Here is a 25,814-nt window from a genome sequence, read left to right as displayed (position 1 = left end):
CGGCATCTGGCGTCCGACATCTTGAAACCGAGCCCAACCCGGGACGTTTCGTGGTCTGGCCCGCCCCGAGGCCGGGAGCATCCAGACGAACGTCAGTGGGAGACCTGCGCATGGACGTGGAACGTATCGGAATCGAAGCGGACAGCGCCGGGCAGGAATTCTTCCTGCGCGTCTTGAGGTTCCGGGGAACGGGCGAGGCGCCGACCGTCTATCTGCAGGCGGCTCTCCACGCTCACGAAGTTCCGGGCGTGGTCGCGCTCGACCGTCTCATTCCACGCCTGGAGCAGGCCGAGGGCGAGAACCGCCTGGCGGGCGACGTCATCGTCGTCCCACAAGCCAACCCCGTCGGTGCCAGCCAGGCTCTGTTCGGCGAAACGCAAGGGCGGTTCGATTTCAACGGCAGAACGAATTTCAACCGGGGATTCCCTCCGGCGGGCGCCGAGACGGACCTGGCGCGGCCGGTGGACGAACGGCTCAAATCGACGCTGTTGTCGCTCGCCTGCGAGGCGGACATCGTGCTCGACCTGCACTGCGATCACGATGGTCCGGTCTACCTCTACGTGCACGAGCGAATGCTCGAGGAAGGGCGGACGCTGGCGCGGTCTCTGAGGGCCAGGGCAATCCTCACCGATAGCGGCGAGGATCCATTCTCGTTCGTGCTGAAGGTCAATCAGCGCTGGAACGAGGAGGGCCGGGCGAACGACCGCCGGTTCTCCGCGACGGTCGAGCTTCGCAGCATGATCGACGTGACCGCGGACCTCGCGGAGCAGGACGCCCTCGGTCTCTATCGATACCTCGTCGAGACGGGGACCGTGGTCGACAGGCTGCAGGAGGCGCCGGCCGAGGAGCCTGTCACCGGGGACATCGGAGCGGCAGAGCTGGTTCTGACCCCGGCCCCGGGGGCCATGATGCTCGACGTCGAGGTCGGCGAATGGGTGGCCGAGGGCCAGCGCCTCGCCGAGATCATCACTGAGGCCGGGCTCGAACGCCACGAGATCCGCGCGCCCTTCGAAGGAATGGTCCTGACGCGCTTCAATCGCCGCATCGTCCGCCGCGGCGATTACGTCGCGAAGATCCTGCGGCATGAACGCCCTGCATCGGCGGGCTGACACTCCGGAGGGCATCGGCGCCTCCGGCGGCCAGCTCAACGCGGAGTCATTCGAGCGGATCGAAGATGGGATCAATGGTCCGACAGCACCAGTTGCTGCGCTGCCGGACCTATCCCGGGATGAGGGATATGCTCGCAGGACAGAGGCGAGCGACGGTCCGCGGTCACTGACCCGACCGCATCCAATCTACGGCAGAAGACGTCTGCTGGATCAGCTGACCTTTACGCCCGACCGAATGGTTCCCGGTATCCTCTGGGGCCAGTCGTCCGAATTGCAGAAGACTGGCAGTTACGAAGAACGTTGTGGGTCCACTCGGATCACGGAGGACATACCGTCTTCTGTCTCGAGCAGGCTCGCGACGGATACGCCCAGAATATCCCTCTCCGCTCCCATGAGGCGACCGAGAAGCTGTTTGATGCGCGTTATCTCTCTTGGCTCGCATTGATCGATTACAGGGTTGGGGTCCAATTCCTGTCCCACCACCGCCCCGACATCCTTGGCCAGTTCGTACAGCGTGAGGCTGTGCAGATCACGCAGCAGGGCGACTCCGCCGGCCTCCGTCTCCAGGACATAGCTCCTGGACGCCAGCATCTCGAAGACTTCCGAGCGTCTCCCGAGGCCCGTGGATTCGATCAGGTCCGCCTCGGTGAGCATACCGCCCTCCTGAGCCTTGCGATGCAGGTTCGCCAGGAGCGTTACCGCTGCGACCAGGCGTTCGCCCGACGTCTGATCACGGCCCGGAGGCGCGCCATATTCGTGCCGCCAGTCCGGTATCGAGGCCGCGACGATTGCGCCGAGGGCAATCACGACCCACGACGAATAGATCCAGAGAAGGAATATCGGCACTGCCGCGACGGCGCCGTAGATGGTCCGGTAGGTCGAGCTCGAAAACAGATACGCGTTGAATGCCCAGGCCAAGGCTTCAAAGCACAGCGCGGCCAGAAAAGCGCCGACGACCGCGTGACGGACCAGGACCAGCCTCGCCGGCACAATGACGAACATCGCCGTGAGGCCGAACGTGGACAGCATCACGCGCCCTGCGGTCTGGACGATCTGCCAATCCGTAAAGCTCGGGACGCGCTGAGTGACGCCCAGGTCTTCCGGTTCCAGGCGATTTGCGAAGTCCAGCACGTCGGACGTCAAGGTCAGACTGACAGCAACGAGCAGTGGCCCGAGCGTGAGGACGGTCCAGAACACGATGAAGCGCACGATGACGGGCCGGGTTCTCTCGACCCTCCATATCTGGTTCAGCGTGGCTTCGATGGTCGAAAGCAGCAGAATCGCCGTAATCGCGAGACCGATCACGCCGAGCGTCGTCAGTTCCCCTGCATTCTGCGTGAACCCGGTCAGATACTCCCTCAGTGTCGCACCTGCCTCGGGGACGATCGCCTCGAATACCAGGGACTCCATCCGGACTTTCGCGGTTTCGAACGCCTCGAAGTAGGACATGACCGCGAAGGAAATGACGAGAAGCGGCACAATGGCGAGAAGCGTCGCGAAGGTCAGGGCCGCGACGGCATGATCGATCCGATCGGCGAAAAATCTTTGCGTTGAATATTGCAGAAAGCGATACAGTCGGCCGGACCTGAGAGCAGTGCCGGATTTTCGCAGGTGGCTGAAAACATCGCCTGGAGCTTTCATTTCCGCAGCATAGCACGAACGAAGTCCCACTCAGAAGAAATGAGCGACCGGGATTGCCGCTCGGCCGCTCGCATCGCACAGAGCAACCGCGGTGCCGCCGTCGGCATCGTCCCCGTCCACGCGAATGGGGGCGCTAGGAACTGGAACGTCCCAGAGCAACCGTCGCCGGGAAGTTGACCAAGAACAGCAGCAATAGGATCGGCCTGGTGATCCGCAGGTCCAGGAGATCTTTCCCCCAATCCACGTTCAATTCACGCTATGTGGTCGTTCAGGAGCGTTCCGACATGCTCTGTGTCATCTCGAATATCGTCGCCTTCAGGGTTGTATCGTTGACCGTCACGAACCCCTCCGTGGCTCGCTGGATGTCCGTGATCGTGACCATGATCGCAAAGAGCGAGTAGGCAAAGAGGAAGGTTCTCCAGGTCAGAGGGCGCCCCGCGACACCGGACCGATTGCCGAGCAGGAAGAGGGCGACCAGTGCGATCGACAGCAGCATTCCCTGCGCGAGGGTCGAGATCGGAGAGGAGAGCGACTGGATGCGATCGAGGTGAGAGTCGAGGACCTCGTTCACCGCGCTCGCGACAAAGCTCTTCGTGGCGGCCGGTACCGGGTCGCTTGTCGCTTCAAGGGTCTGCGGCCAGAGCTCTCCCTGGGCGATCAGGCTGGTTTCTATGAAGGCTTGGGCTTGTCCGATGCTCCGGATCGGATCACCGCCAGTGGTGACGCGGGTTTCGGCGTAGTCGAGGATTGCTTGCTGGAGTTCCGACCGGCCCGGATCCGGCAGGTAGTCTGCGCGCAGAAATGCCGTGCCGATGGCGGCGGCCTCGTCGTTGATCGTCTGGGTTCTCTGCTGAGACACCACGACGGCGTTGGCGAATGTGAAGGCGAGCAGCAGTCCGAGTAGCGACATGATCGCGCCAAGCGTCGCTTCGCCGACCAGCGCCCCGGCCGGCTCACCGCCGGGGCCGGCTTTGGTTCGACCGCGTCCCGAGTAGTAGCCGAGGATCGCCGCCCCAGGTAGCAGGAAGAGCAGCAAGATCACTGTCTGGATATACCCCAGCACGGGAAGCGTGATCCGGGAGAACAGCTCTGCTGCCGTCGTGAATTCCATCCTGCCGACTCGTTTTGGCCGCCGCTATCCAGCGCCGTTCGAGCTTCCGTTGGGTGAGAGGGCTTTTCGAGACTCTCGTTGAGCAGGCCGCGATCATGGCCGACAGCATCTGGGGGCTCCGAGTACCATGCGAGTAGCGGATCCGCTTCAAATGCAGTCGAGCCGGTGTAGCTTGATATTTACCCTACGTAATCAAATAGGGAACATTCGCGTGAGCGACCACCACGAGATCATCAGGGTAGGAGGGCTCTATGACGTCTATCAGAACCTCGATACCGGAATTGCCTGATGCAAAGGGTGACCGAAGAGCGGATGATCCTGGAATTCGGAGTGGTCACCGAGCATGATGGCGGCGGGCACAACCTCGGCTTCATCGCGCTGTTCATTCCCGGTGAGCCACCCGCTCTCGAGGCCGACGAACCCTTCGCCGTGGTCCAAATCGGGCCGAACACTTATGCGGGCGACCCGAACCTGCTGGAGCGCGACGGCTATTATGGCGGCTATATTCTTTCCGACAGCGAATACCGCATCGCGTTGGACATTACCAACAACGAGGAAATGACCGTCCAGACCGCCAATGGGACGTCAGTACTTGTGGACCTGTCGCAAAGCGATGCCTACGCGGGTTTGCTTCTTGCCATGGAATGTCAGGAAGAGAAGTCCTGAACGACGGCAGCAGAGAGGGCCTTCTGAAAGGGCAGCGGCGAATACGGTCGCAGGAATGGAGTCGTATCGGCCAACCTGTCCTGCGGCCGCAATAGAGGTGGGGTCCGGTCTCCGAAGAAGCTGAGAGGAGTGGCCTTGTACGTGCGGACGTCGGCCATCATCCCGCCGTCGCGGGACCTTCTGGTTCTGGCCTGAGAGGCAGCGAAAATGGCGGAGACGAAGGGATTCGAACCCTCGAGACGGTTTCCCGCCTACTCCCTTAGCAGGGGAGCGCCTTCGACCACTCGGCCACGTCTCCGCCGCCGTCTATGCCAGCTAGAACCCTATGGCGCAACGATATTTTTTCCCGCGCCGCGCCGCAGCGCCAAGGGCCTGATTTCCCGGGTTTTCCCGGGATTTCCCGGGATTTCTGTCACGTTCTGACACGTTTCTGACACAGCTGTTTCCGTATTGTTCTCACGCCGCAATTGCCCGCAAAGCGAGCACGCATCGACGATGGCAAGGCCTTCAAGTCAACCGTCAGGCGCGGCCATCCGGGCGGCGCCGCTGAAGGAGCCAGCCATAGTCAATATTAGCTTGATGACCGAGCATGCGTCAGGCGAGCGATGCTAAGGGCGGAAAGCCGACCTTCGCCGCACCCGCGAGCCAAGCGATACCAAGTCGGCACGCCGCGATCGCAGGCTGCTCCGTCAACGATCTACCGCGCGTGGTCGGCGTCACGCCTGTCAATGTCTAAGGGGGCCTCGATGTCCTTCATCGCGCGCACCGCGGTCAATATCGCGGACCTAGTCTGCGGCTTCCAACAGGATGACTGTGTCGCTGACAGGCAGCACGTCTTCGAGCGCCGTCCTTTGTCATGAGCCGATAGGGCCGGCTGCAGCTTCTACGTCTTCGACGAAGGGACGCCGCCACGGTGATTTTCGGGGATCCGCACAGGCCTTGTCCGGGGGATGCTATCGCAGGGCCGTGTCTGCCCGCGCCGCATTTGTCGATGACGCTGCTAGAACCGTAGCGATTGCTATCGCGAACCAACGCGTGGGATATCTACGAGTCACGATACTGAACTCCCTCCGATACAAGCGATGTCGGATGAGGAGCTATGCGCACGCGCCAATGGCTACTCGTTGATCCAGGTTAGTCAGCGGGAAACCCCGCATCAGCCGTTTTCTCGGAGAGCAGAAGTAAGGTCTCAGCGAACACTCTCATTTGGCATGAACAAGCAATCGTTGCCGTCGACCCCTAATTTTCGGCCTGTTCCGACCCCATATTGGTGATGGTGCGGGGATGGTTCTTACGCAATGGAGGATTTCAACATGATCGACAGATTGCCAGAGTTCAGTGCGAAGTTCGACGACACAGAATACGCCCGCTCGCGAGCCAAGAAAGCTGCATCCGCCCGCATGCGAGCGGAGAAGGTTGCGAAATCGGTCGGAGAGTCGCCCGAAAACGTCGATGACGCTGAACGGCGCGAGCAGCAGACCTATGAAGCCCCGTTGTTCCGAGAACCGGATCAGAAGCCGTGAGTCTCGCGATGACGTGGACTCTCGTGACGCTCATGCCTGCTAACACCGCATAGAGGCAGCGGACGGCCCGCGACAAGGCGGGCTAGACTGAGAGCAAGCAGCGCAACAATGCCGGTGATAGCGACGGTCATCGCAGAGGGGCTGCCGGCGTTCGCGGACGGTGCGGTGAGGTTGGTGGCCGTGGTCGTCATGGGTATCTTCTCTCGGTGATCGCCACCCCGGCTGGATGGCGCGAAGGACGTCGGTCCGTGGGGCGAGGGACGACAGCGCGGACCGCGTCAGGAGCGGTGCTGGCCCCAGAATTCGAGTGCAGTGGATCCCGCCCGCTGCACTGCAGCTGACAAATGACGGTGTCTGTCACTTGTCATGACGATGGCGCCATGCGCGTCGATCATCGCGGCCCCGAAAGAGAGCACTTCGTGTCGCGGGTGATGCGCATCAGCCTGACTATCAGCCCGAAGCAACCTGGGCGCTTTAGGAGCGGCGCGGACCCCGCGCAGGCATAGTTGAGGAAGGCCCCGCCAAGAGGCAGGCAGGTTCTCGCGCTCCCAGCGAACGCGGCAGCGGAACACCTTCTCCGCGAAAGAGAATTGGGTTGCGGTTCGGAAACTGGCGACCCTTGTCCCAAGCCTGGCGACGCAGCGATCATCGCGGGACTCCGGGCGATCACAGACGCGTTCGAGGACTACGGCCACCGCCTTGTTGCCGCCGAACTCTGACACAGAGCGCTTGTATCTCAGCCCGTCAAGTTGGAAGGCCGCCACGCTCGCGCCATGGTCAAAACTGCCGCCTGATCCTGTTCACCCGCGGGGGCGCACGCCATTCGTCGGCATTGGGCCAGTGCCAACCTGCGCAAGGGCGGGGAAGGCGAAGGACGCGATCACACCGGCCATGACTGCCATCCTAGTGATCAGCTTCGCCACGGGATGTCTCATCGCCGCTCGCTCCCCGGCGGACCAGAGGCCGCCGGTTGCCATGCGCGTCCGCGATTGCCCAAGCGTCAGCGTTCCGGTCAGCCGCTTTGTGGGCGAGTCCGGTGTCGGGGGGACCATGTCGTTCGGTCTCGATGGCATGCCTTCGTTCTCGGCGACCTGGATCGAGAAGTCCTGCAGGTCAGTCGGATGAGTGCCACCGGTCATCGGGGCGACAACCTGTGCAAGGCCGCCGCGGCGAGAGCGTGTTCCTTCTGGTGGTAGTCGCCACGAAACTTGCCATCGACTCGCACCTCCCAGATGCCGTTTCGTTCGCGAACCTGAACCCCACCGCTTTGCGACGGCTCGTTCGTGGAAGAACCTTGTCCTCCAACGCTTTTCGGCGGCACGGGGGGCTTGGCGGTCATTTCTGGCTCCTTCGTCTCGGGCGCGCGCACGTCTCCGAGGAGCATCACGGCACGAATGAATTCTTCTGCATAATCGTCTGTTTCACGGTGGTTGTGTTCGTGCCGGGCCATCCGCATCGGCTCGACGAACCGTTCTCTCAGGTGGTCGATGAAACGAGGGTCGGTGCGGGCCATATAGGCGATCAGCGCCTGCAGGACCCTTTGATGGGCCAGTACGCGCCGCTCGAGGTCGGTCGACTCCGGAAAAGGGATCGGCATGGCGCAGGTCATCCCTCCTCAATTGCGTTTTCGGCGCTCTCTGGTGAACCGTCGACATCGAGGGCGGCCAGGCAAGCTTGCGCGATATCGCGGTTCGGGGCATCAGTTCCCGGCATGGTTGCCCAACCCGCGTCCATGAGCGCGTCGCGCCGCTGGTAGGTCGAGGCGGCCCGGATCATCTCCATCTTGTCCGCCCGCGCCGGGTCTGATTGCGCCATGTCGAGGCAGACCGGCACCATGGACGTGACAACATTGTCGCGAGACAGCGCCATCGCCCTGTCGTTCGAGGTCCCGCCAGTCACCCAGCCGCCCCATGTGAATCCCACGACACTGACGAAGACCGCGCCGATCAGCGCGCCATAGATGCCGGGTTTGAGCCATTCGGGTGAGTTCATGTTCCGTCCTCCTGCGGGGGAAGCGCCGCTTCGCTGTGATTGCTGGTCTGGCTCAGGGCAGCATCCCGACTCAGCGCTTTTTTCAGATCGCTGTCGGTAATTGCGCGTAACTCGAAGCGTCCCGCATGACGGCCCTTGCCGCGCACTGTCAGGTAGGTTGCCGTCCGACGGTAGGCTTCGAAGCTCAGCCCCTGGAGAAGCTCTTCTTCGACGAGAAGCTCATACTCTCCAGCGGGCAATTCGCCCGGGTATCCCGACAGAGTGAACGGGTTGGAAAACGTCACCGTCGATCTGGTCGACCGCATGTTCATCCCGGGCCTCCGCAATGCTGGCAGATTCGTCGCTCACCACTGTCGCCGGCCGCTTAGGGTCTTGGTCGAACCAGTCGAACGATTTCTCTTTTTTACATCGGGATGGTGCGGCTAGCGCTAACACATGTTAGCCCTGCTCCTGGCCGTGAACTCTCCGCGGTGCGTCGCCAGCACTGACCTGCGTAAGTGCGGAGAGGCTCGCCTGCACGTATCCTTAGGAAAACAGGGATGATCTCCATGCCTGTAGCCAGTGAAAGGATTGGCGATGGCCGACCCCAGTATTCTCAACCCGCATCCGCCCGGATTTGAGCGATTTCTCTATGCGTCGGTCGGCGAAGACAGGAACGGCTATGCCGTGACGGTGCTTTCGACACTCGCTCGGCTCGGTCTCGACCCATGGAACGAAACCTCTGAACTGGTCACGCTGGGACGCGATGGCGCGCGAGCGCGGTTGGGGGCGCTGCTTGCTCGATTTCGGGACGTGCCTGCGCTCGCCAGCGACCACGGCAGAGTCGCACGAGACCTGAGCCATCTGCTCCCAGATCGTCCGGTGTCAGGTACCCTGAAGCGGTCGGTCGCGCCGGCTGAGGGCGGCCAGCCGGGCACTAGCGGGGTGATCTGGGCTGTGCTCGCTATCACCTTTGTGCTGTTTCAGGTTCTGACGTTTGGCGGTTCGGGGGCAGGCGAATGACCGTTTCCAACCAGACTCCCAACGTACCGGAACATGCGGCGCAAAAGGCTGGGACGCCATCGCCGCGCGAACAGGGAATATTGTGGGCCTTGGAGGAGCACTTCTGGACCAGTGGCGCCGACAACGCGCGAACCACGACAGCGGCCAACGCCGTGATGATCTTCCCCTATCCTCCCGGCATCCTCCAAGGCGACCAGATCTGGGCCCATCTTCGCGAGAGAACCGGCTGGCGCTCCGTTGTTATGGCTGAACGGCGCGTGACGCGATGTGGTGACATCGCCATTCTTACCTACCGGGTCTCGGCAGAGAAGCCCGATGTGCCGATCTACATGGCGCTCTGTGCCTCAACGTACCTCAACGATGACAACACATGGCTGAGGATTTCCCACCAGCAGACTGTGGTCACCTGAGAACCGCAGAGACAATCGCCATGCCGCAGACGCCGGGACTAACCTGGGTCAGTGCGGCGAAGCGTCGACTCCGGTCAGGTGAGACGTGCCTGCCGAATATTTGGTGGCATATTTCTTTCCGAGTACCCGAGAAGCGTGTTGGCGTGTCGATCCCCCAAAGGTGGGCAAGTCGGCACGCTTCTTATTCTCGGGACGTCCGAAGAAGGACATTCCCGACGACTCCCGAACGGAACAAGACCGGCTAGAAGATGACCTCCCCGAAGTCGGCTCCGGACAAGGCGCCCTCTGGTCCGAAGAAGGACGCGGCCCTGAAGCATTCTCGGGGCAGCCGAGAAGGCACGCACGGCGAAGAACGGCGCCGAGACCAACAAGGAACTCGACGCGGCGACCCGGTCCTCGCATGACCTCCTGCGCCTGAGGTGACTAGCGGGCCCACCGGCCGAGCAAAGGAGGGCGGCCCCTCACTTCAGGAGCGGCCCGGTCTGGTCCAAATAGGCCGGATCGAACTCGGCAAGTTCCACGAGCCGTGCATAGTCGTGAATCGACACATGACCGTCCCGAAAGGTCAACAGTCCGGCCTCGCGTAGTTGCCGCAACACACGATTGACATGGATGGCGCTCAGACCGAGCGTATCGGCAAGGTGATACTGCGTCAGTGGGCAGTCGTATCCTTCCCTGCTGCCGATACCAACCAGTGCCAGCCTTGATCCCAATTCCAACAGGAAATGTGCCATCCGGGCCTCCGCGTCGCGCCGGCCGAGCCCTACAAGATGCTCGACGACCATCGCCTCATCTCGCGATGCAGCCCAGAGAATGGCAGTGGCAAGCCGCGGTGTCTGCGCGAAGGCTGCCAGGAGATCTGACTTTAGGACTTCAGCGGCCTCGATCGTCACGATCGGCTCAAAACTGTGGTCCGAGGTCCGCAAGAGAACGCTGCGCAGGCCGAGGAAGTCACCCGGCACCTGGAAATCGACGATCTGGCGGGTTCCATCGGGTTGGAGCTTGTAGGAGCAAACCCATCCGCTTGAGAGGATGTAGGCGGCCTGATCGGATTGCCCCTGGTGCACCATATCCTTCCCTGCCGCGAAGGTCCGTCGGCGTTGGTGGAGCTGCTCCAGCACGGCAAGTTCGACCTTCGACAACCCGACGAAGGCCGAAAGTTTGCGGATCAGGGGGCTGCGCTCTGCTGACGTCATTGGCCCTCCCGGCGTGATGCAATACCAGAGCAAAGGATCGGCCCGGACACTACTCTGGATCAGTCCAGCATAGCGACATTCCTGTCAGAAGTACGGATCGTCCGAGCCCAATGTAACCGGGCCACGATCCACCGGAAGGAGCCCCGGCATGTCCACGGCGAGCGAGCACGCAGGCGAAGCCGCCCTTTCGATCTGCGAGGCCCTGCTGCTTGCGATGAACGATCACGGGGTGCTGCCGGAGCACGAGATCGTGGGAGTCCTCCGCGACGCCGCGGCAACCCATGAGAACGCCGTCGGCACCGACCATGAGACGGAGAACCACCGAGCTGTCGCAGACCTGATCAACGCGATCATCGCCGGGGGCAATTCCGTTCGGCGCCCGTGACGTCGATCTTCGACGATGGGATGCCGAATGGTCGAATTCCTTTTTGAAAGGAAGAACGAAGATATCTCGGGGCGATAATACGAATGAACTGCTTTGTCATGTTTTTGACAGATATTGGCTCTCCGATATGGTGAGCGCCAAGGCACTTCCGAGAATCGCTATGCTCCCTTGCAAATCCGAAGAATGAACACTCGAGTGTCGTTCACCCTTAACGACCGGGTTCTCCTCCCTTTAGCGTCGTGGCCCTGGTCCATGTCGGGCAGGTGCTGGCGACGCTGAAAGGGGAGAAGTGTGGACAGGATGCCGCCATCAAGATTGTGCGCCATGTGATCCAGACGTCATTGCGGCAGATGTTGCTCGGCAGCGGATGAGGCAGCCTGTCGTAGCAAGCGCGACATGGCAGGAAACAACACGATCGAAACATCTTTGGCATCAACAAGACCTCTCCGACGAAAATTGATGCTGCGTAGTCAGAGCTCGGACCAGGACGATCACAGCATGGTCGATCAATCGGTCTCTTGCGGCGGACAAAGGGAAGATCGTGACGGGATGAACAAGATCCGCCAAATGGCGGCTATGGGCCGGAGTTTCGCGGCGCAAGGGTGACCCCGGCTTGTGCAGCGCCTCAGATTCGCGCCGAGCGCACATCAATGCAATCGCAAATGACCGCCAAGTCGGGCGGCGAGGCGGGATGAGAAATTTTTGTCCGATTGCTTTGGCGACAATCCCCACTTGTACAGCACGCCAGGCATTCGACAAAGTTGATGCCTCGTTATGCACTCAGCCACGTTGGTTTTTGGGCGGCTTCTGCTCCTCCGCGGATACGCGTCGCGCAGCCGGCCGCTCTGGCGCGGCGCGCCGCAATGGGTTCGTTACCCCATCGTCGGCATGAAGAACTCCGGGTCTGTGCGGACACCGGACGGCCAGCGCGTGGTGATCGCCTTGAGGCGGGTGTAGAAGCGCACGCCTTCCATGCCGTGCATGTGGTGGTCGCCAAACAGTGAATGCTTCCACCCGCCGAAAGAATGGAAAGCCATCGGCACCGGGATCGGGACATTGACGCCTACCATTCCGACCTCGATGTCGTGCGCGAAAGTCCGGGCGGCGTCGCCGTCCCGGGTGAAGATCGATACGCCGTTGGCATAGTCGTGGGCGTGGATTAGGTCGACGGCCTCGTCGTAGCTTTTGCGGCGGACGACAGAGAGAACGGGACCGAAGATCTCCTCGCGCCATACGGACATCTCCGGTGTTACCTCGTCGATAAGCGTCGGTCCGACGAAGTAGCCGTTCTCGTAGCCTTTCGGCGGCGTGAAGCCTCGGCCATCGACGACGATCTTGGCGCCTTCGGCTTCGCCCTTGTCGATCAGGCCGCAAATTTTTTCCTGCGCGGCTTTGGTGACGACCGGACCCATGTCGGTCGCCCTGTCGGTAGCGGGACCGGTCTTGAGGGCCTCGATCTTGGGCACCAGCTTTTCGATCAGCGCGTCCGCGACGGTGTCCGTCACGGGTACGGCGACGGAGATCGCCATGCAGCGCTCGCCGGCGGAGCCATAAGCGGCCCCCATCAGCGCGTTCGCAGCCATGTCGAGGTCGGCGTCGGGCAGGATGACCATGTGGTTCTTCGCCCCGCCGAGAGCTTGCACGCGCTTGCCGTTCGCGGTGCCCGTCTCGTAGATATATTTCGCGATCGGAGTCGAGCCGACGAAACTGACGGCTTTCACATCCGGGTGGGTGAGCAGTGTATCAACCGCCTCCTTGTCGCCTTGGACGACGTTGAAGACCCCCTCGGGCAGGCCCGCCTCGGCCAGCCACTCCGCGATCAGCAACGATGCCGAGGGGTCGCGTTCGGAGGGCTTGAGGACGAAGGTGTTGCCGCAGGCCAGTGCAACTGGAAACATCCACATTGGCACCATCGCGGGGAAGTTGAACGGAGTGATGCCCGCGACCACTCCGAGGGGCTGGCGCAGCGAGTGACTGTCGACCCCGGTACCGACATTCTCCGTTATCTCACCCTTCAGCAGGTGGGGCGCACCCACCGCGAATTCGACGACCTCGAGCCCCCGTGTCACTTCACCGAGCGCGTCCTCGTGGGTCTTGCCGTGTTCGGCTGAAATGGCCTGCGCCAGTTGATCGCCCCGCTCCCAAAGGATCATCTTGAACCGGTCGAGGATGCGCGCCCGGCGGAGTGGAGGAGTGCTCGACCAGCTCTTCCAGGCCTGGTGGGCGGAAGCGACGGCGCGGCCGACTTCCTCGCTCGACGCCAGTGCGACGGTGGCCTTCGTCTCGCCAGTCGCAGGGTTGTAGACCGGTTGGGCGCGGCCGGAGGTGCCGGCGACGCGGGCGTTGTCGATGAAATGGGCGATCTCGGTCATGGCGCTCTCCAATAGGGTCACGGCTTACCTAGGCTGAGCAAAAGTGCATATAAATGGCCTCGAGAGGTGATCCGGTATGCAAAAACGATCAAACGAGACGGCGATGGACTGGGACGACACGCGCCACTTTCTCGCGGTCGCCCGCGAGGGTCAGATGCTTGGAGCCGCGCGCCGGCTCGGCATCAGCCAAGCCAAGCTCAGTCGCCGGGTTGCGGCGCTCGAGGCCGCCTTGGCGACAAGGCTCTTCGACCGGACCACGCGCGGTTCTCAGCTCACCGAGCAGGGGCGTCTCTTCTTCTCAATGGCGGAACGGGTCGAGGCGGAATTTCTCGGCACACTCGAAGAGATCCGGGGGCGAGAAGGTGTCGGCGGCACGGTCCGGATCGGCGCGCCCGACGGCTTTGGTGGTGCCTTTCTCGCTCCGCGGCTGGGCTCGCTCATGCAGGCCTGCCCGGGGCTGCGACTTCAGCTCGTTCCGGTTCCGCGTAGTTTCTCGCTCTCCGAACGGGAGGCGGACATCGCCATCATGGTCGGACGACCGGACAAGGGCCGGCTGAGGGTGAGAAAGCTGACGGATTACACACTCGGTCTCTATGCCGCGCCCCGGTATTTGGAGACCCGGGGGCAACCAGACACGGTTGCCGACCTGCGGGATCATGACCTGGTCGGTTACGTGGAGGACCTCGTCTACACGCCTGACCTCAACTATACAGTAGATGTGTTGAAGGGCTGGCGCTCCGTCGTCGAGGTGGCCACGGCGGTGGGGCAGGTGGAAGCGGTTCGCTCGGGCGTCGGCATCGGAATTCTGCACGACTTCATGGCAGCGGAGCAGTCGGGCCTCGTTCACATCCTGCCACAGGTCCGGGTGACCCGTGGCTACTGGACAGTCTGGCATGAGAACCTCAGCTCGGCCCGCCGGGTCCAGGCGGTGGTGGAGTTCCTGGACCGGGCGGCGCGCGCCGAGCGAGAACTGTTCATCCGGCCTTGAAAGCTTCTTCACGCCAGCGCTGAGGCAAATGATCGATAATCGATATTCCCTTGCTCCAAGGTTTTGCCGTCGTTATGGTTCGCCCGGGAGGACGACACTTTGACCGGCCAATTCTGCTGCCCCGCTTCGAGACCCAAGAAGATCGCGCCAGGTGGTCATGCTCGGCTTTGACTACGCTCGCCCGGAGAAATTCGACGATGTGATCGCCCTGCTTCTTGAGGCGGGTCCCGAGGCACTGATGCTGGCCGGTGGGACGGATCTCGTGGTGGCGCTTCGACACCATGTCGCCAGACCGCGTCTGGTGATCGACCTTAAGCGCGTCGAGGGCTTTCGGGCAGAGATCCGGGAAGAGGATGGCAGTCTCGTCGTGCCTGCCGGGACCACGATGACCGAGATCGTCCGCGATCGCCGTATACAAGCGCTTTTTGCCGCCCTCGTAGAGGCGGCCAACGTCGTCGGCTCGATCCAGATCCGGAACCGTGCGACGCTTGCCGGGAACATCTGCAATGCTTCGCCGGCCGCTGACACGGTGCCGCTACTCGCGCTTTACGGAGCCTCGGTGGAGATTGCTGGGACCTCCGGCACTCGCTTGTCTAGCGTGGAGGACTTCGTGCGCGGCAACCGGGACACCGACTTGGGGGAGGGCGAGGTCGTCACGGCAGTGCGCCTGCCCCTGCCGCGGCAGAAGACGGCGTCGACCTTCGAACGGATCACCCGACGGCGTGGTGTCGACCTCGCCACCGTGAACCTCGGCTGCCTGCTGCAGGCGGACGGGACGGTGCGCTACGCCCTCGGTGCGGTGGCGCCCAGGCCGCTTCTGGTCGAAGGAGGCGGCGATCCAGAGACGCTCTTTGACGTGGCGACGCCGATCACGGACGTCCGGGCGGGGGCCGATTACCGCCGCGCCATGCTGAACGTCATCGCCGAGCGGGCGCTGGCGCGGGCACGATCGGCACTATGAAGGAGACGACGGAGATGTCAGGAGAGATCGCGATCGATCTGATGGTCAACGGCACAGAGCATCGCATCGCCGTGCCGCCGAACCTGTCCCTTCTCGATTGCCTCCGCGACAAGGTGGGTCTCACCGGGTCGAAGGAGTGCTGTGCCGTCGGTGAATGCGGCGCCTGCACGGTAGAGATGGATGGCCAGCTCGTGAACTCCTGCCTCTGTCTCGCGGTCGAGGCGGACGGCAAGGCGGTGACGACCGCGGAGGCAGAGGACGAGGATCTCGGCTCGGTGCGGGATGCCTTTCTGCAGACGGGATCCGTCCAGTGCGGGTTCTGCATCCCCGGCATGGTCATGGCCGCGAGGGCCATTCTGCGGGATGAGAAAGCCGATGACGCCGTAGCCGTGCGCGAAGGGCTGTCGGGGAACCTGTGCCGCTGCGGAGGCTACAACCGCATGTTCGAGGCCATGGCCCGGGTCAGCGCCCGGCAGGCGCGCGCAGAGGCACCGACCGGGCCGGTCGTGGGGACGGACGTGGAACGGTCCGGCGGGCGGGCACGGGCCGACGGTTCGCAGAAGTTTCTCGCCGACCTGACCATCGACAACGTCGCCCATCTGAAGCTGGTGACGCTCCCCGTCGCCCATGCACGGATCGACGGGATCGATGCCTCCGCAGCGTGGAAGGTGCCGGGAGTCCTCGACATCGTCACCGCGGTGGACCTTCCGCAGCCGCTCATGCATTTCGGGCCGGTGTACAAGGACCGGCCGGTCCTTGCTGCAGCCGAGACCCGGCATCACGGCGAACCCGTCGCCGTGATCGCGGCCGAGACCAAGGAGGCGGCCGAGGAGGCGGCGCTGCTGGTCGAGGTCAGCTACACGGCCCTGCCCGCGGTTACCGATATCGAGGCCGCCACGGCCCCGGAGGCGCCGCTCGTCCAGCCGCCCGAGCTACGGCCGAACGATCCGCGCTCGGGCACAAACATCCTCAACGAGCGAGTCACCGAGTGGGGCGATCTCGACGCGCCCGGCGCTGATGTGGTCGTCGAAGGCATTTACGGTTTCCCCATGGTGACGCACTTCGCGATCGAGCCGCACGGTTTCATCGTCGATGCCCGTTCAGACCGGATGACGGTCTGGAGCCCGGTGCAGCATCCCTACCTGTTGCAACGGATGATGGCGGACCTCTTCGAACTCCCGCTGACCTCTGTCCAGGTGCTCGCGCCCGATCCGGGCGGCGGCTTCGGCGGCAAGCAGAACCCGAAGTTCGAGCCCCTCGTCGCGTTGATCTCGCGGCGGATCGGACGACCCTGCCGTCTCGTGCTAACGCTGGAGGAGACTTTCCAAAACGTCCGCCGGACCGCGACGCGGATGAAGATGCGGACCGGGTTTACCAAGGACGGCGACCTCGTCTTTCAGGACGCCGAGGCAGACTATCTTGTCGGCGCCTATGGCGACATCTCCGAACGGGTCATGGCCAAGGGCAGCTACCTCGGCGCCGGGCCCTATCGGACGCCGAACGCCCGCATCCGGGCGCGGGCGATCCTGTCCCACACCACGCCTGCCACCGCCTTCCGCGGCTTCGGTACGCCGCAGATGTCCTGGGCCTATGAGGGGCAGATGGACAAGGCGGCGCGAGCGCTCGGAATCGACGGTCTCGCGATCCGGATGCGCAACCTCGCGCGGAAGGGTGACGAGGTGGTACCTGGCGACTTCGGCGCCGACGGCCATTGGGAGCAATCCTTGCAGAAGGCTGCCGACCTCCTAGGCTGGCAGACGCCCCTGCCAGAAGGCCATGGGCGCGGGATCGCGGTGGCGATTAAGGCTGGGGCGACGACCGGGCTGTCGAACGCGACGGTGCGGCTGCTCGCCGACGGCAGTGTTGTCGTATACGCTGGAACCTCGGACATGGGGCAGGGGGCGCGAACGATCTTCGCCCAGCTCGCCGCCGATGCCTTCGGCGCGCCGATGGACAGGGTCACCGTCGTCTCGGGAGACACCTCGGCCGTGCCCTTTGACCTGCAGACATCGGCCAGCCGATCAACCGTCTTCATGGGCAACGCGATCAGCAAGGCCTGCGAAGACCTGCACCGCCAACTAGCCGAAATGGCGGCGGAACTCAGCGGACTTGAGCTGGAGCAGATCAGCGTCACCAACGGCATCATCCATCTGCCCGAGGCTCCGGTCCCGATCATGGACTTCGTCTGCGCCGAACTGCGCTCCTGGGGCGGAGAGCTAGTCGGCACGGGACGGATGCGTCGCCATTCGCTCAAGGACCACCCTCTCGGCGGCACCCCCGCTTTCTTCGAGTTCAACTGCACCGCCTTCGAGGTCTCGGTCGACGAGGGGACCGGGGAAATCCTGATCCATCGGCACGTAACCGTGGGTGACGTGGGCAAGGCGCTGAACCCGCTCCAGGTCGAAATGCAGGACGAGGGTGCCGCCATCATGGGTCTCGGCCACTCGATGATGGAGCACCTGGTGCTGGGCGAGAACGGTGAGATCCGGAACCTCGGCGCCCTCGACTACCGTATCCCGACCACGAAGGACATGCCTTTATCCCTGGTGACCGGCATCGTCGAGAATGGCGACGGACCGGGACCCTACGGGGCCAAGGGCGTGAGCGAGGGCGCGATCCTCTGCACCGCCCCTGCGCTGGCGGCAGCGGTTGCGCAGGCAACTGGCGTCGTGATCGACGACCTGCCGCTGACGCCCGAGCGGGTCTGGCGGGCGGTGCAGACGCGCGACCGGTAGGCAGGACGGCAATTCGATGGGCCGTCCTACGCTCTTTCGATAGCGCGTCCCCGCCTCAACCGCAGGTGTACCCTCCATCGACCGGAATGATTGCGCCGCTGGTCCAGACGGCCTCGTCGCTTGCGAGGTACACCGCCAAGCCTGCGATATCCTCCGGCTGGCCGATCCGCCCGAGGGGGTAACTGGTGCGGACATAAGCGTCGAGCGCCTCTCGCTTGGTCTCGGGCAAAGTGTCGACAGTCCGGCGCCGCATCTCGGTGTCGGTCGTGCCGGGCGCAATGGCGTTGACCCGCAGGCCGCGCGGGCCGAGTTCGAAGGCGAGGGTCTTGGTCAGCGCGTCCATCGCCCCCTTGGAGACCGAGTAGGCGCTCGACGGGCGCCCGGGTATCATCTTGTCCGCGAAATAGGACGAGATGTTGAGGACGCAGCCGCCCGGCAGAACCATGTGCCGCAGAAGATGCTGCGTCAGGAAATAGGGCGCGGTGACATTTAGCGCCATGAGCGCCTCGAAGTCGTCCCGCGCCACCTCTTCGAAAGGCGCGAGTATCGCGCGGCCCGCGTTATTGACGAGGATGTCGAGGGGCGGGCCCTGGGTGACGGTTTCCACGACCATCGCGACGCCCGCATCGGTGGCGAGATCGGCGGCCACGGACTGGCCGCCGCCCAGCGTCTCGAGCGCCTTGCCGAGCTTGTCCACGCTGCGGCCGACGATGGTCACCTCGGCGCCTTCGCGCAGATAGGACCGGGCAATGGCCAGACCGATCCCCTCCGATCCGCCGGTCACGACAGCCCGCTTGCCGGCGAGGCGCACGGGTCAGCCCTCGTTCCGGGTGCGCTCTGCCTTGTGGGCGGCCAGCGCGATGAGCCGACGGTCGCGCCAGAGCTGGCGGTCCTTGTGGCTGTCCATGGGCAGCTTCTCGCGCCGGGCCTCCTCGACCTGGTCGAGCAGCTTGCCTTCCCAGCGGACCGGGTCCGTCACCCGTGGGTGGATCGCGTTCAGGTCGTCGCCGAACCGGCCCACGAAGTCTCGGATACCCCCAGGCGCGTTTAGGTCTGCGGTCTCGAAGGGGCCGATGAAGGACCAGCGTAGACCCAGCCCCTCACGTACGGCGACGTCGATCGACTCAGGGTCGGCGAGCCCCTCGTTCACTAGGCGCCAGCATTCGTGGTACATCATGCCCTGCAGGCGGATGGTGATGAAGCCGGGGTCTTCCTTTTCCATCAGGATCGGGACCTGGCCGCATTCTTTCATGATCCCGGCCGTTCGCTGCATCACTTCCTTGGAGGTTTTCGGCGAGGGCACGAGATCCACCGCCGGCACGAGGTAGGGCGGGTTGAGCGGATGGGCAACGAGACAACGCTCGGGGCGCTTCAACTCGCCGGTAAAGGCGGAAGGAACGATGCCGGAGGTGGAACTGGCAATGATCGCGTCTTCGGGGGCGGCGGCTTCGATCCGGGCGAAGATCTCCTTCTTCACCTCTACGTTTTCGGCAGTATTCTCCTGGACGTAGTCGACGCCGTCCACGGCCTCTTCCAGCGTCTCGCAGGGATGGAAGTTCTGCATTACCTGGTCAGGTGTGCGGCCATTGAGGAGGTCCGCAGCCTCGAGGTCCGGCAGAATTTTGGTGATCAGGTCGCGGGCCTCTTCTATGCGGCCTGGGGACTGGTTCCAGATGCGGACATCGTGACCCGCGCGCATGAAGGATATGGTCCAGGCGCGGCCGATTGCGCCGATGCCGATGACGGCAATTTTCATGAGTCTCGATCCTTGTGCTGGGCATCCCCGTCGGGCCCGCGCCGCCGGGAAGCAAGTGCGCTCCAGAGCTGGCTCCAAAACCGGTCCGGCAAGAACGCGTAGTCGTTGACGGGTGCGGGTTCGCTTGGAAAACAAGGGAATCCGGCCGCACTTTGCCTGTCGTTATTGCACATGAGACCGGACCTCCCTTCCCCACAGCCTAGGGCCAAAATTTCTACATCGTCAATAATCGATAATCGTTGACATGTGATCCGGCGGTTGCGAGGGTCAGCCCAGGAGGCGCCTCAAGCGGGGCGAAAGGGAGGAGCAGACCATGACGACGCAGGACGTTCTCGGACAATTCCTTGGGAACGACGACTTTCCCATCGACTGGCGGGACGGCGAAGCGGACCTGTTCTGGATCTTTGACGATCTGCACTGCCCGAACCCGCTGACACCCATGTTCTTCGACATCGGCGGCTGGTGGCTGACCTGCGACCACATGTTCCGCCGCTTCGGCACGCCGTTCGCAAGCGACTGGATCGCTAAGCAGGTCAACGGCTATCTCTATACGGCGGCCATTCCTGCCGACCCGAACTGCCGGCCCGTCGCCGAAGAGTTCCAGTCGCGCTATGCGCCGCGTGTGCCCTTCGACGGGGCGCACAAGGAAAAGATCGGCGGTTTCCTGGAGAAGACCCTGCCGGTCTACGGCAAGAATTTCATGAGGTGGTGGACCGAACGCTACCGGCCTGAGATCACCCGGAATTTCGAGTATTTCGACAACTACGACATGGATGGCGCGGATATCGCGGAGCTCGCGGTGCTCTTCGAGGACGCCCTCGACATGCACGACCGCCACTGGAAGATCCACTGGCTCGTCAACTTCGCCCAGTTCAGCGCAACGATGGAGCTGAACGCCGCGATTAAGGAGCTCCGCCCCGATCTGCCCGAAGACCTCCCGGGCCGTCTCCAGAGCTCACTGGAGGATCGCAATTGGGATTCGATCGAGGCGCTTTGGCAGATGAAGGAGACGGTGAAGGGCTCCACAGATTTAAGCCGTGCCTTCGAGGGCGAAACGGCCAAGGTGGTCCTCGCCGAACTGGGCAACTCAGAGACGGGCAGGGCCTTCATCGCCGAGCAGCTCGAGCCCTACCAGAAGGAATTCGGCCAGAAATCCATGTGGAGCCACGAGTTCATCTCGCCGCTCTGGGCCGAGAATCCCGGTCCCATCATCGAAGCCGTCCGCGGCTACCTCGCATCGGACTACGATTACCCGAAGACGATCAACGCGGTGCGCAAAGACCTCGAGGAGGCCAAGGCGCAGGTGATGGACGGGCTCGATGAAGGTCCGGACCGCGATCGTTTGCAGACCCTGCTCGACCGCTCCATCGGGCTGAACCCGCTCACGCCGGACCATCACTTCTATATAGACCAGGGCACCAACGCCCGTCTCCGCACCATCCTGATCGCCATCGGCCGCAAGTTCGTCGAAGCCGGAGTGCTGGACGACCCGGAGGATGTCCTGTTCCTCCGGTACCAGGAGATGCGCTATCTCGTCGGCGATCCCGAGGCCTTCGACGCCATCGACCTGACCTCGGACCGCCGCGACGAGATGGAAGAGCAGCAGTCGATGCGTCCGCCGGACTGGATCGGCACGGCGACAGAAGAGCACCTGGCCTTCCCCTATGCCGCTAACTGGGGCTTCCCCGAGAAATTCTACCGGGAGCCGCCGACCGAGGCCGACGCCTTTACTGGTCTTCCGGCCTGCTCCGGTGTGATCGAGGGGACTGCCCGGCTGGTGACATCGACCGACCAGTTCGACGACCTGCAGGAGGACGAGATCCTCGTGTGCCGTATGACCAACCCGGCCTGGGTTGTGCTCTTTACCAAGATCCGCGGTCTGGTCACCGACGCGGGCGGCTCCTCTTCGCATTCCGCGGTCATTGCGCGGGAGTTCGGCATTCCTGCCGTCGTGGGCACGTCAGTTGCGACCGACCGCATCAAGACTGGTGACCGAGTGCGTGTGAATGGCACAAGTGGCGAAGTCCAAATCCTGAGATAAGGCATTAGCTATATGGTCAGCCGCATGATCCTTTCGGAGCAGATCAAGGAAGAGCTGCTCGATAACATCCTCTCGGGGAAATATGAACCGGGAGACCGGCTGGTCGAAAGCCAGATCGCGCGTGAACTCGGCGTCAGCCAGTCCCCGGTGCGCGAAGCTCTGCGGGACCTGATGGCGATGAAATTCGTGGAAGTGCTGCCCTACAAGGGTGCCCGCGTGCGTCGAGTGGAGCGGCGCGAGATCGTCGAAATCTACCCGGTGAGGGCCGCGCTAGAGGAACTGGCGGGTCAACTGGCCGTAGCGAATATCAGTGGCCGGATTGATGAGCTGAGCGCCGTCGTCGGGAAAATGGAGGCGGCGGCCAAGGCGGAAGACCCCCGCGAAATGGCCGCCCATGATGTGGAATTTCACCGGATCATAATGGATGCCACCGGAAACGGCGTCCTGATCGAGACCTGGAACTCGCTGATGATCGAGGCGCGGACTTTCGTCACTGCCAAGAACCTCTTGGCCTCCACGATGGAATTCCAATCGATCCCCGCCGCCCACCGCCCAATCATCGAGGCGCTGCAATCGGGCGACGCGACCAGGTGCGGAAAAGTCATGCGCGAGCATGTGGAGGCCTTTGAGGCTGTCATGAAGGAGGTTTACGGAAATGACGCGACAAATCATCGATCTTTCGATGCCAGTTCACAACGAGATGAAACTATTCCCGGGAATTAAGCCCACCAGCATCGAAATCTTCGAGGACTGGGAGCAGGCGGCCAAGACGCTCGGCACCTGGGAAAAAGGCGTCAAATCTCTGACGGCCCACTACGCGATCACGGTATCGGACCATACTGGCACTCACATCGACAGTGTGAAGCACATCCGCGGGCCTGAAGCTCCGGGCGTCGAAGGTATCCCGCTCGACATGTGTTTCTCGGACGGCGTCGTCCTCGACTTCCGTCACCTCGAATTCGGCGCCGGTATTACCGTGGCCGACATGGAAGAGGCACAGGAGAAGATCGGCTACAAGATCAAGGAACGCGACATCGTCCTGAACATGACCGGTGCCTCGGCCTACAACGACCAGGACCGCTACCTGAAGGACCACTGCGGGATGACCGAGGAGGCGACCCGCTGGCTCATCTCCAAGGGCGTCCGCGTCATGGGGACCGATGCCCCGACCTATGATCCGCCCGTCTGGGCAATGTTCGAGCGCGAGCATTTCTGGCGCGCACACAAGGTCATGGAAGACGAGGACTACTGGCACATCGAGAACCTCTGCAATCTCGACAAGCTGCCGTCTCATGGCTTCACCATCTCGGCGCTGCCGGTCAACTGGATCGGAACCACCGGCGCCCCTGTACGCGCGGTCGCGATCATCGATGAGTGATCCGGTTCTCTGGTTCTCCGCGCCCGACGCCTCCCGCGTGGAGCTGTCGGGTGGCAAGGGTGCCTCGCTCGCGGCAATGACCGCGGGTGGGTTCCCGGTGCCGCCGGGGTTCGTCCTGCATTCGGGCGTGATGACCGCGGGGCTGGACAAGGAAAAACTACTGAGCCTCGCCCGTGCTGCGGACCATGATGGCGCCATGGCCTACATCCGCGAGGCGGCGAAGGTGCCGGCCGAGGCGCTGACGGCCTATGACGAGCTTGGCGGCATGGTCGCCGTCCGCTCCTCCGCCGCGGCCGAGGATGGCGAGGCGGCGAGCTACGCCGGCCAGCAGGAGACCTTTCTCGAGCTAACCGGTCGCGACGCGGTCGAACACGCGATCGTTGAGTGCTGGGCTTCGTTCTTCACTGAACGCGCCCTGTTCTACCGCCAGAAGATGGGCTCGCTGGACGACCTGCGGATGGCCGTGGTGGTGCAGAAGATGATCCCCGCCGAGAAGGCAGGGGTCATGTTCACTGTCCACCCAGTGACCCGCCGGAGGGACCGCATGATGATCGAGGCGGTCCTCGGCCTGGGCGAGCAGGTTGTCTCGGGCGAAGTCACTCCGGCGCAGTACGTGGTCGACAAGCGAGGTCGCGTCAAAAAGGAGACGGTCCCCGGCGACCCCGTTCTGACCGAGGAAGAAGTGGCGACGCTCGGCGGTCTAGGCCAGAAGCTCGCCAACCACTACGGCAGCCCGCAGGATGTCGAGTGGGCAATCGTCGGCGCTGACGTCTATCTACTCCAGTCTAGGCCCATCACGACGCTATGACCCTGCAGAAGACTCATACGGGCCGATCGGACGCAGAGGTCGGGACGACGACACTCTGGCTGATCCGCCATGCCAAGGTGTCCTCGCATCAAGGCGACCAGCCGCTATCCGAGGATGCTCTCGGCCCGGTGGACGCGACGGCAAAGAAGATCAAAGCGGCCTACGAGCCGGGCCAGACGATGTCCTTTCACTCCACGCGGACCAAGCGATCACAGCAGACGGCGGATGCGCTGCGTGACCGGGTTGCGCCGGGTGAACCGGATGCCGGACCGGCCTGGGGGCTGCGGAACCCAGACCTCTACCTCTTCGGCTCCCGGGTCGAGATGGTCTCGACAGCCCAGGCCTTCGCGGACCAGGTCGAACCGATGGCCGGGTGGCACGCCGATGCGGACTCGGTCCTGACCCAGCCTTTCTTCGAGGGGTTTCTGGCGGCTCCTGACCGGATCGAGTATTGGCTGGCGCACGAAAAACCGCCGGGAGAGACCGCTGCGGACGTGGCGGGTAGGGTCGGGCACTTCGCCCGCAGCCTGAACCGACCGGGCGGCGCAGGGCATCACGCCGTCTGCGTGACCCATTCGCCCGTAATGCGGGCGGTCCTCATCGGCTGGCTTGGTTTGCCCGATCCGGGTGAACCGGAATGGGTCGAACCCATCGCCCTGACAATCTCTGGTAGCGCCGTCACGGCCCGGTTCCGGACCGAAAACGTCACCCTCGAACCGGCCAGGTAAGCAAGATGAACGACGAGAAGAGATCGACCTTGAATAGATTATCGATAATCGTTGACGCTCCCGGAGCAGTGCCGTTAACGTCTCTCAACAGGGAGACTTCGAGCCGGGCCGCGCAGCGCGAGTGGTTCGAGACGGGGGTACTGGGAGGACACGCCGCATGTGGTTGCTGACCGATTCCATCTACATCGGACTGATCCAGGCGGCGCCCCTCATCCTGGCGACGATGGGCTTCACGCTGATCTACTACCTGAATGGCTTCATCAACGTGACCTACGCCGAGAACATCACGTTCGGCGCGTATTTCGCGAGCGTTTTCCAGACCTTCCTCGGGTTCGGCTTCTTCGTCTCGATTGTGCCCGCGGTACTACTTGCGGGCCTATTCAGCGTGCTGACATTCGTCTGCGTCTTCCGGCCCGCGATGGCGCGGGGCGTGGGGCCGACCGAGATGATCATCCTTTCTGTCGGCCTGTCGTTCTTCTTTCGCTACGGGGCAACCCTGGTCTTCGGCAACAACCCGTACTTCCTCGAGAACGCCAACCCGCAGTACTGGACCGTCCTTGGCAAGGGGATCACCGACACGCAGGTCGCAGCGCTCACTCTCGTGGCCGTCGTCACCATCGGCCTGCTGTTTTTCATCTACCGCACGCGGTGGGGCGAGATGATGCGCGCGCTCGCCAACAACCGCGACCTCGCCGAGGCAAGCGGGATCGATCCCGCGCGTGTCTCCATGCTGATCTGGTTCATCGCCGGTGCGGCGGGGGGCCTTGCGGGCATCTTCTTCGGGGTCTTCGCGCTCGTCACGCCGCTGATGGGTTGGAACATGATCCTGATCATTATCATGCTCTCGATCGTCGGCGGGATCGGCTCGGTTCGCGGCGCGCTTATCGCCTCGGTAGCGGCGGGCATCCTTACGGCCGCGATCACTCTCGTCAGCCAGCCGCTCTACGCCGAGATCATCCTTCTCTTGGTCTTCATCGGCGTCCTGCGCCTGCGTTGGAAGAGGGCCTGACAC

General features: G+C 63.2%; 24 protein-coding genes and 1 tRNA gene. 15 read left to right on the top strand and 10 right to left on the bottom strand.

All coding sequences use genetic code 11. The annotated features are described in order from the left end of the window. Window positions 1-110: 110 nt before the first annotated feature. Window positions 111-1,109 carry a succinylglutamate desuccinylase/aspartoacylase domain-containing protein gene (locus F3S47_RS11555; protein ID WP_150445414.1) on the top strand — a complete coding sequence of 333 codons (999 nt, stop codon included), beginning with the start codon at window positions 111-113 and terminating at the stop codon, window positions 1,107-1,109. A gap of 288 nt (window positions 1,110-1,397) precedes the next feature. Here the strand turns inward: F3S47_RS11555 and F3S47_RS11550 are convergent, their stop codons facing one another. After that, entirely contained in the window at window positions 1,398-2,750 is a 1,353-nt protein-coding gene (locus F3S47_RS11550) for a YihY family inner membrane protein (protein WP_150445413.1), read from the bottom strand. Between the two features lie 268 nt (window positions 2,751-3,018). Continuing rightward, on the bottom strand, window positions 3,019-3,861 hold the full coding sequence (locus F3S47_RS11545) for a bestrophin-like domain (protein WP_150445412.1): 843 nt from the start codon (window positions 3,859-3,861) through the stop codon (window positions 3,019-3,021). A 288-nt stretch (window positions 3,862-4,149) separates the two neighbouring features. Here F3S47_RS11545 and F3S47_RS11540 point away from each other — a divergent pair, with 288 nt between their 5' ends. Next, window positions 4,150-4,527, top strand: coding sequence for a hypothetical protein (locus tag F3S47_RS11540; RefSeq protein WP_150445411.1), 378 nt, complete (start codon window positions 4,150-4,152; stop codon window positions 4,525-4,527). A 208-nt stretch (window positions 4,528-4,735) separates the two neighbouring features. On the opposite strand, the gene F3S47_RS11535 is transcribed toward F3S47_RS11540, so the two are convergent. Beyond that, window positions 4,736-4,825: transfer RNA gene (locus tag F3S47_RS11535), tRNA-Ser, on the bottom strand. A gap of 1,015 nt (window positions 4,826-5,840) precedes the next feature. Here F3S47_RS11535 and F3S47_RS11530 point away from each other — a divergent pair. After that, the gene (locus F3S47_RS11530; RefSeq protein WP_150445410.1) at window positions 5,841-6,050 is read left to right on the top strand and encodes a hypothetical protein; all 210 of its coding nucleotides are present in this window, start codon (window positions 5,841-5,843) and stop codon (window positions 6,048-6,050) included. 1,135 nt (window positions 6,051-7,185) lie between these two features. Here F3S47_RS11530 and F3S47_RS11525 read toward each other — a convergent pair. From F3S47_RS11525 to F3S47_RS11515, 3 genes are read right to left on the bottom strand one after another with little or no spacing between them, the layout of a single operon-like run. Then, window positions 7,186-7,659 carry a hypothetical protein gene (locus F3S47_RS11525; RefSeq protein ID WP_223877802.1) on the bottom strand — a complete coding sequence of 158 codons (474 nt, stop codon included), beginning with the start codon at window positions 7,657-7,659 and terminating at the stop codon, window positions 7,186-7,188. Beyond that, complete coding sequence (locus F3S47_RS11520; protein ID WP_150445409.1) at window positions 7,656-8,042, bottom strand: hypothetical protein; 387 nt, start codon at window positions 8,040-8,042, stop codon at window positions 7,656-7,658. Before F3S47_RS11520 ends, F3S47_RS11525 begins: the two co-directional genes overlap by 4 nt. Continuing rightward, on the bottom strand, window positions 8,039-8,353 hold the full coding sequence (locus F3S47_RS11515; RefSeq protein ID WP_191090165.1) for a hypothetical protein: 315 nt from the start codon (window positions 8,351-8,353) through the stop codon (window positions 8,039-8,041). The genes F3S47_RS11520 and F3S47_RS11515 overlap by 4 nt, the downstream gene beginning before the upstream one ends. 265 nt (window positions 8,354-8,618) lie before the next feature. Between F3S47_RS11515 and F3S47_RS11510 the strand changes: the two genes are divergently transcribed. Next, window positions 8,619-9,044, top strand: coding sequence for a hypothetical protein (locus F3S47_RS11510; protein WP_150445408.1), 426 nt, complete (start codon window positions 8,619-8,621; stop codon window positions 9,042-9,044). After that, window positions 9,041-9,454 (top strand): hypothetical protein, encoded by a 414-nt coding sequence (locus tag F3S47_RS11505; RefSeq protein WP_223877801.1) that lies wholly within the window; start codon window positions 9,041-9,043, stop codon window positions 9,452-9,454. Before F3S47_RS11510 ends, F3S47_RS11505 begins: the two co-directional genes overlap by 4 nt. A 461-nt stretch (window positions 9,455-9,915) precedes the next feature. On the opposite strand, the gene F3S47_RS11500 is transcribed toward F3S47_RS11505, so the two are convergent. Beyond that, entirely contained in the window at window positions 9,916-10,650 is a 735-nt protein-coding gene (locus tag F3S47_RS11500) for a Crp/Fnr family transcriptional regulator (protein ID WP_150445407.1), read from the bottom strand. A gap of 148 nt (window positions 10,651-10,798) precedes the next feature. On the opposite strand from F3S47_RS11500, the gene F3S47_RS11495 reads away from it, so the two are divergent. Further along, window positions 10,799-11,035, top strand: a complete 237-nt coding sequence (locus F3S47_RS11495; protein ID WP_150445406.1) for a hypothetical protein — start codon at window positions 10,799-10,801, stop codon at window positions 11,033-11,035. Between the two features lie 872 nt (window positions 11,036-11,907). On the opposite strand, the gene F3S47_RS11490 is transcribed toward F3S47_RS11495, so the two are convergent. Continuing rightward, window positions 11,908-13,407 carry a CoA-acylating methylmalonate-semialdehyde dehydrogenase gene (locus F3S47_RS11490; protein ID WP_150445405.1) on the bottom strand — a complete coding sequence of 500 codons (1,500 nt, stop codon included), beginning with the start codon at window positions 13,405-13,407 and terminating at the stop codon, window positions 11,908-11,910. Window positions 13,408-13,483: 76 nt separating this feature from the next. Here F3S47_RS11490 and F3S47_RS11485 point away from each other — a divergent pair, with 76 nt between their 5' ends. The 3 genes from F3S47_RS11485 to F3S47_RS11475 all read left to right on the top strand — a co-directional run bounded on the left by F3S47_RS11485 (window position 13,484) and on the right by F3S47_RS11475 (window position 18,091). Then, window positions 13,484-14,395, top strand: coding sequence for a LysR family transcriptional regulator (locus F3S47_RS11485; RefSeq protein WP_223877800.1), 912 nt, complete (start codon window positions 13,484-13,486; stop codon window positions 14,393-14,395). 157 nt (window positions 14,396-14,552) lie between these two features. Then, entirely contained in the window at window positions 14,553-15,356 is an 804-nt protein-coding gene (locus F3S47_RS11480) for an FAD binding domain-containing protein (RefSeq protein ID WP_150445404.1), read from the top strand. A 14-nt stretch (window positions 15,357-15,370) separates the two neighbouring features. Beyond that, entirely contained in the window at window positions 15,371-18,091 is a 2,721-nt protein-coding gene (locus F3S47_RS11475) for a molybdopterin-dependent oxidoreductase (protein WP_191090164.1), read from the top strand. 55 nt (window positions 18,092-18,146) lie between these two features. Here F3S47_RS11475 and F3S47_RS11470 read toward each other — a convergent pair whose 3' ends face one another. Then, window positions 18,147-18,902, bottom strand: a complete 756-nt coding sequence (locus F3S47_RS11470) for an SDR family NAD(P)-dependent oxidoreductase (RefSeq protein WP_150445402.1) — start codon at window positions 18,900-18,902, stop codon at window positions 18,147-18,149. Window positions 18,903-18,905: 3 nt separating this feature from the next. Continuing rightward, window positions 18,906-19,847 (bottom strand): 3-hydroxyacyl-CoA dehydrogenase, encoded by a 942-nt coding sequence (locus tag F3S47_RS11465; protein ID WP_150445401.1) that lies wholly within the window; start codon window positions 19,845-19,847, stop codon window positions 18,906-18,908. 313 nt (window positions 19,848-20,160) lie between these two features. Here F3S47_RS11465 and F3S47_RS11460 point away from each other — a divergent pair, with 313 nt between their 5' ends. The 6 genes from F3S47_RS11460 to F3S47_RS11435 all read left to right on the top strand — a co-directional run bounded on the left by F3S47_RS11460 (window position 20,161) and on the right by F3S47_RS11435 (window position 25,811). Further along, on the top strand, window positions 20,161-21,888 hold the full coding sequence (locus tag F3S47_RS11460; RefSeq protein WP_150445400.1) for a PEP-utilizing enzyme: 1,728 nt from the start codon (window positions 20,161-20,163) through the stop codon (window positions 21,886-21,888). A gap of 24 nt (window positions 21,889-21,912) precedes the next feature. Then, window positions 21,913-22,611: a GntR family transcriptional regulator gene (locus F3S47_RS11455; RefSeq protein WP_191090163.1), complete on the top strand. Its 699-nt coding sequence runs from the start codon at window positions 21,913-21,915 to the stop codon at window positions 22,609-22,611. Continuing rightward, window positions 22,544-23,266, top strand: coding sequence for a cyclase family protein (locus F3S47_RS11450; RefSeq protein WP_150445398.1), 723 nt, complete (start codon window positions 22,544-22,546; stop codon window positions 23,264-23,266). Before F3S47_RS11455 ends, F3S47_RS11450 begins: the two co-directional genes overlap by 68 nt. Then, window positions 23,259-24,074: a PEP/pyruvate-binding domain-containing protein gene (locus F3S47_RS11445; protein ID WP_150445397.1), complete on the top strand. Its 816-nt coding sequence runs from the start codon at window positions 23,259-23,261 to the stop codon at window positions 24,072-24,074. The genes F3S47_RS11450 and F3S47_RS11445 overlap by 8 nt, the downstream gene beginning before the upstream one ends. Continuing rightward, window positions 24,071-24,802: a histidine phosphatase family protein gene (locus tag F3S47_RS11440; RefSeq protein WP_150445396.1), complete on the top strand. Its 732-nt coding sequence runs from the start codon at window positions 24,071-24,073 to the stop codon at window positions 24,800-24,802. The genes F3S47_RS11445 and F3S47_RS11440 overlap by 4 nt, the downstream gene beginning before the upstream one ends. 157 nt (window positions 24,803-24,959) lie before the next feature. Then, complete coding sequence (locus F3S47_RS11435) at window positions 24,960-25,811, top strand: branched-chain amino acid ABC transporter permease (protein WP_150445395.1); 852 nt, start codon at window positions 24,960-24,962, stop codon at window positions 25,809-25,811. Window positions 25,812-25,814: the final 3 nt, after the last annotated feature.

The organism is Histidinibacterium aquaticum (genome assembly GCF_008710275.1).
Classification (GTDB): Bacteria; Pseudomonadota; Alphaproteobacteria; order Rhodobacterales; family Rhodobacteraceae; genus Oceanicola; species Oceanicola aquaticus.
The sequence above is the reverse complement of the archived record's forward strand: the minus strand, read 5'-3'. Positions and strand labels throughout refer to the sequence as shown.

Excerpts from the sequence above, each read along its gene's own strand:
- F3S47_RS11545 (WP_150445412.1), bottom strand. The coding sequence starts at position 3,861 with ATGGAATTCACGACGGCAGCAGAGCTGTTCTCCCGGATCACGCTTCCC.
- F3S47_RS11515 (WP_191090165.1), bottom strand. The coding sequence starts at position 8,353 with ATGAACATGCGGTCGACCAGATCGACGGTGACGTTTTCCAACCCGTTC.
- F3S47_RS11510 (WP_150445408.1), top strand. The coding sequence starts at position 8,619 with ATGGCCGACCCCAGTATTCTCAACCCGCATCCGCCCGGATTTGAGCGA.
- F3S47_RS11500 (WP_150445407.1), bottom strand. The coding sequence starts at position 10,650 with ATGACGTCAGCAGAGCGCAGCCCCCTGATCCGCAAACTTTCGGCCTTC.
- F3S47_RS11495 (WP_150445406.1), top strand. The coding sequence starts at position 10,799 with ATGTCCACGGCGAGCGAGCACGCAGGCGAAGCCGCCCTTTCGATCTGC.
- F3S47_RS11555 (WP_150445414.1), top strand. The coding sequence starts at position 111 with ATGGACGTGGAACGTATCGGAATCGAAGCGGACAGCGCCGGGCAGGAA.
- F3S47_RS11475 (WP_191090164.1), top strand. The coding sequence starts at position 15,371 with ATGTCAGGAGAGATCGCGATCGATCTGATGGTCAACGGCACAGAGCAT.
- F3S47_RS11530 (WP_150445410.1), top strand. The coding sequence starts at position 5,841 with ATGATCGACAGATTGCCAGAGTTCAGTGCGAAGTTCGACGACACAGAA.
- F3S47_RS11480 (WP_150445404.1), top strand. The coding sequence starts at position 14,553 with ATGCTCGGCTTTGACTACGCTCGCCCGGAGAAATTCGACGATGTGATC.
- F3S47_RS11435 (WP_150445395.1), top strand. The coding sequence starts at position 24,960 with ATGTGGTTGCTGACCGATTCCATCTACATCGGACTGATCCAGGCGGCG.
- F3S47_RS11485 (WP_223877800.1), top strand. The coding sequence starts at position 13,484 with ATGCAAAAACGATCAAACGAGACGGCGATGGACTGGGACGACACGCGC.
- F3S47_RS11465 (WP_150445401.1), bottom strand. The coding sequence starts at position 19,847 with ATGAAAATTGCCGTCATCGGCATCGGCGCAATCGGCCGCGCCTGGACC.
- F3S47_RS11525 (WP_223877802.1), bottom strand. The coding sequence starts at position 7,659 with ATGACCTGCGCCATGCCGATCCCTTTTCCGGAGTCGACCGACCTCGAG.
- F3S47_RS11490 (WP_150445405.1), bottom strand. The coding sequence starts at position 13,407 with ATGACCGAGATCGCCCATTTCATCGACAACGCCCGCGTCGCCGGCACC.
- F3S47_RS11440 (WP_150445396.1), top strand. The coding sequence starts at position 24,071 with ATGACCCTGCAGAAGACTCATACGGGCCGATCGGACGCAGAGGTCGGG.
- F3S47_RS11540 (WP_150445411.1), top strand. The coding sequence starts at position 4,150 with ATGCAAAGGGTGACCGAAGAGCGGATGATCCTGGAATTCGGAGTGGTC.
- F3S47_RS11505 (WP_223877801.1), top strand. The coding sequence starts at position 9,041 with ATGACCGTTTCCAACCAGACTCCCAACGTACCGGAACATGCGGCGCAA.
- F3S47_RS11450 (WP_150445398.1), top strand. The coding sequence starts at position 22,544 with ATGACGCGACAAATCATCGATCTTTCGATGCCAGTTCACAACGAGATG.
- F3S47_RS11455 (WP_191090163.1), top strand. The coding sequence starts at position 21,913 with ATGATCCTTTCGGAGCAGATCAAGGAAGAGCTGCTCGATAACATCCTC.
- F3S47_RS11520 (WP_150445409.1), bottom strand. The coding sequence starts at position 8,042 with ATGAACTCACCCGAATGGCTCAAACCCGGCATCTATGGCGCGCTGATC.
- F3S47_RS11550 (WP_150445413.1), bottom strand. The coding sequence starts at position 2,750 with ATGAAAGCTCCAGGCGATGTTTTCAGCCACCTGCGAAAATCCGGCACT.
- F3S47_RS11445 (WP_150445397.1), top strand. The coding sequence starts at position 23,259 with ATGAGTGATCCGGTTCTCTGGTTCTCCGCGCCCGACGCCTCCCGCGTG.
- F3S47_RS11460 (WP_150445400.1), top strand. The coding sequence starts at position 20,161 with ATGACGACGCAGGACGTTCTCGGACAATTCCTTGGGAACGACGACTTT.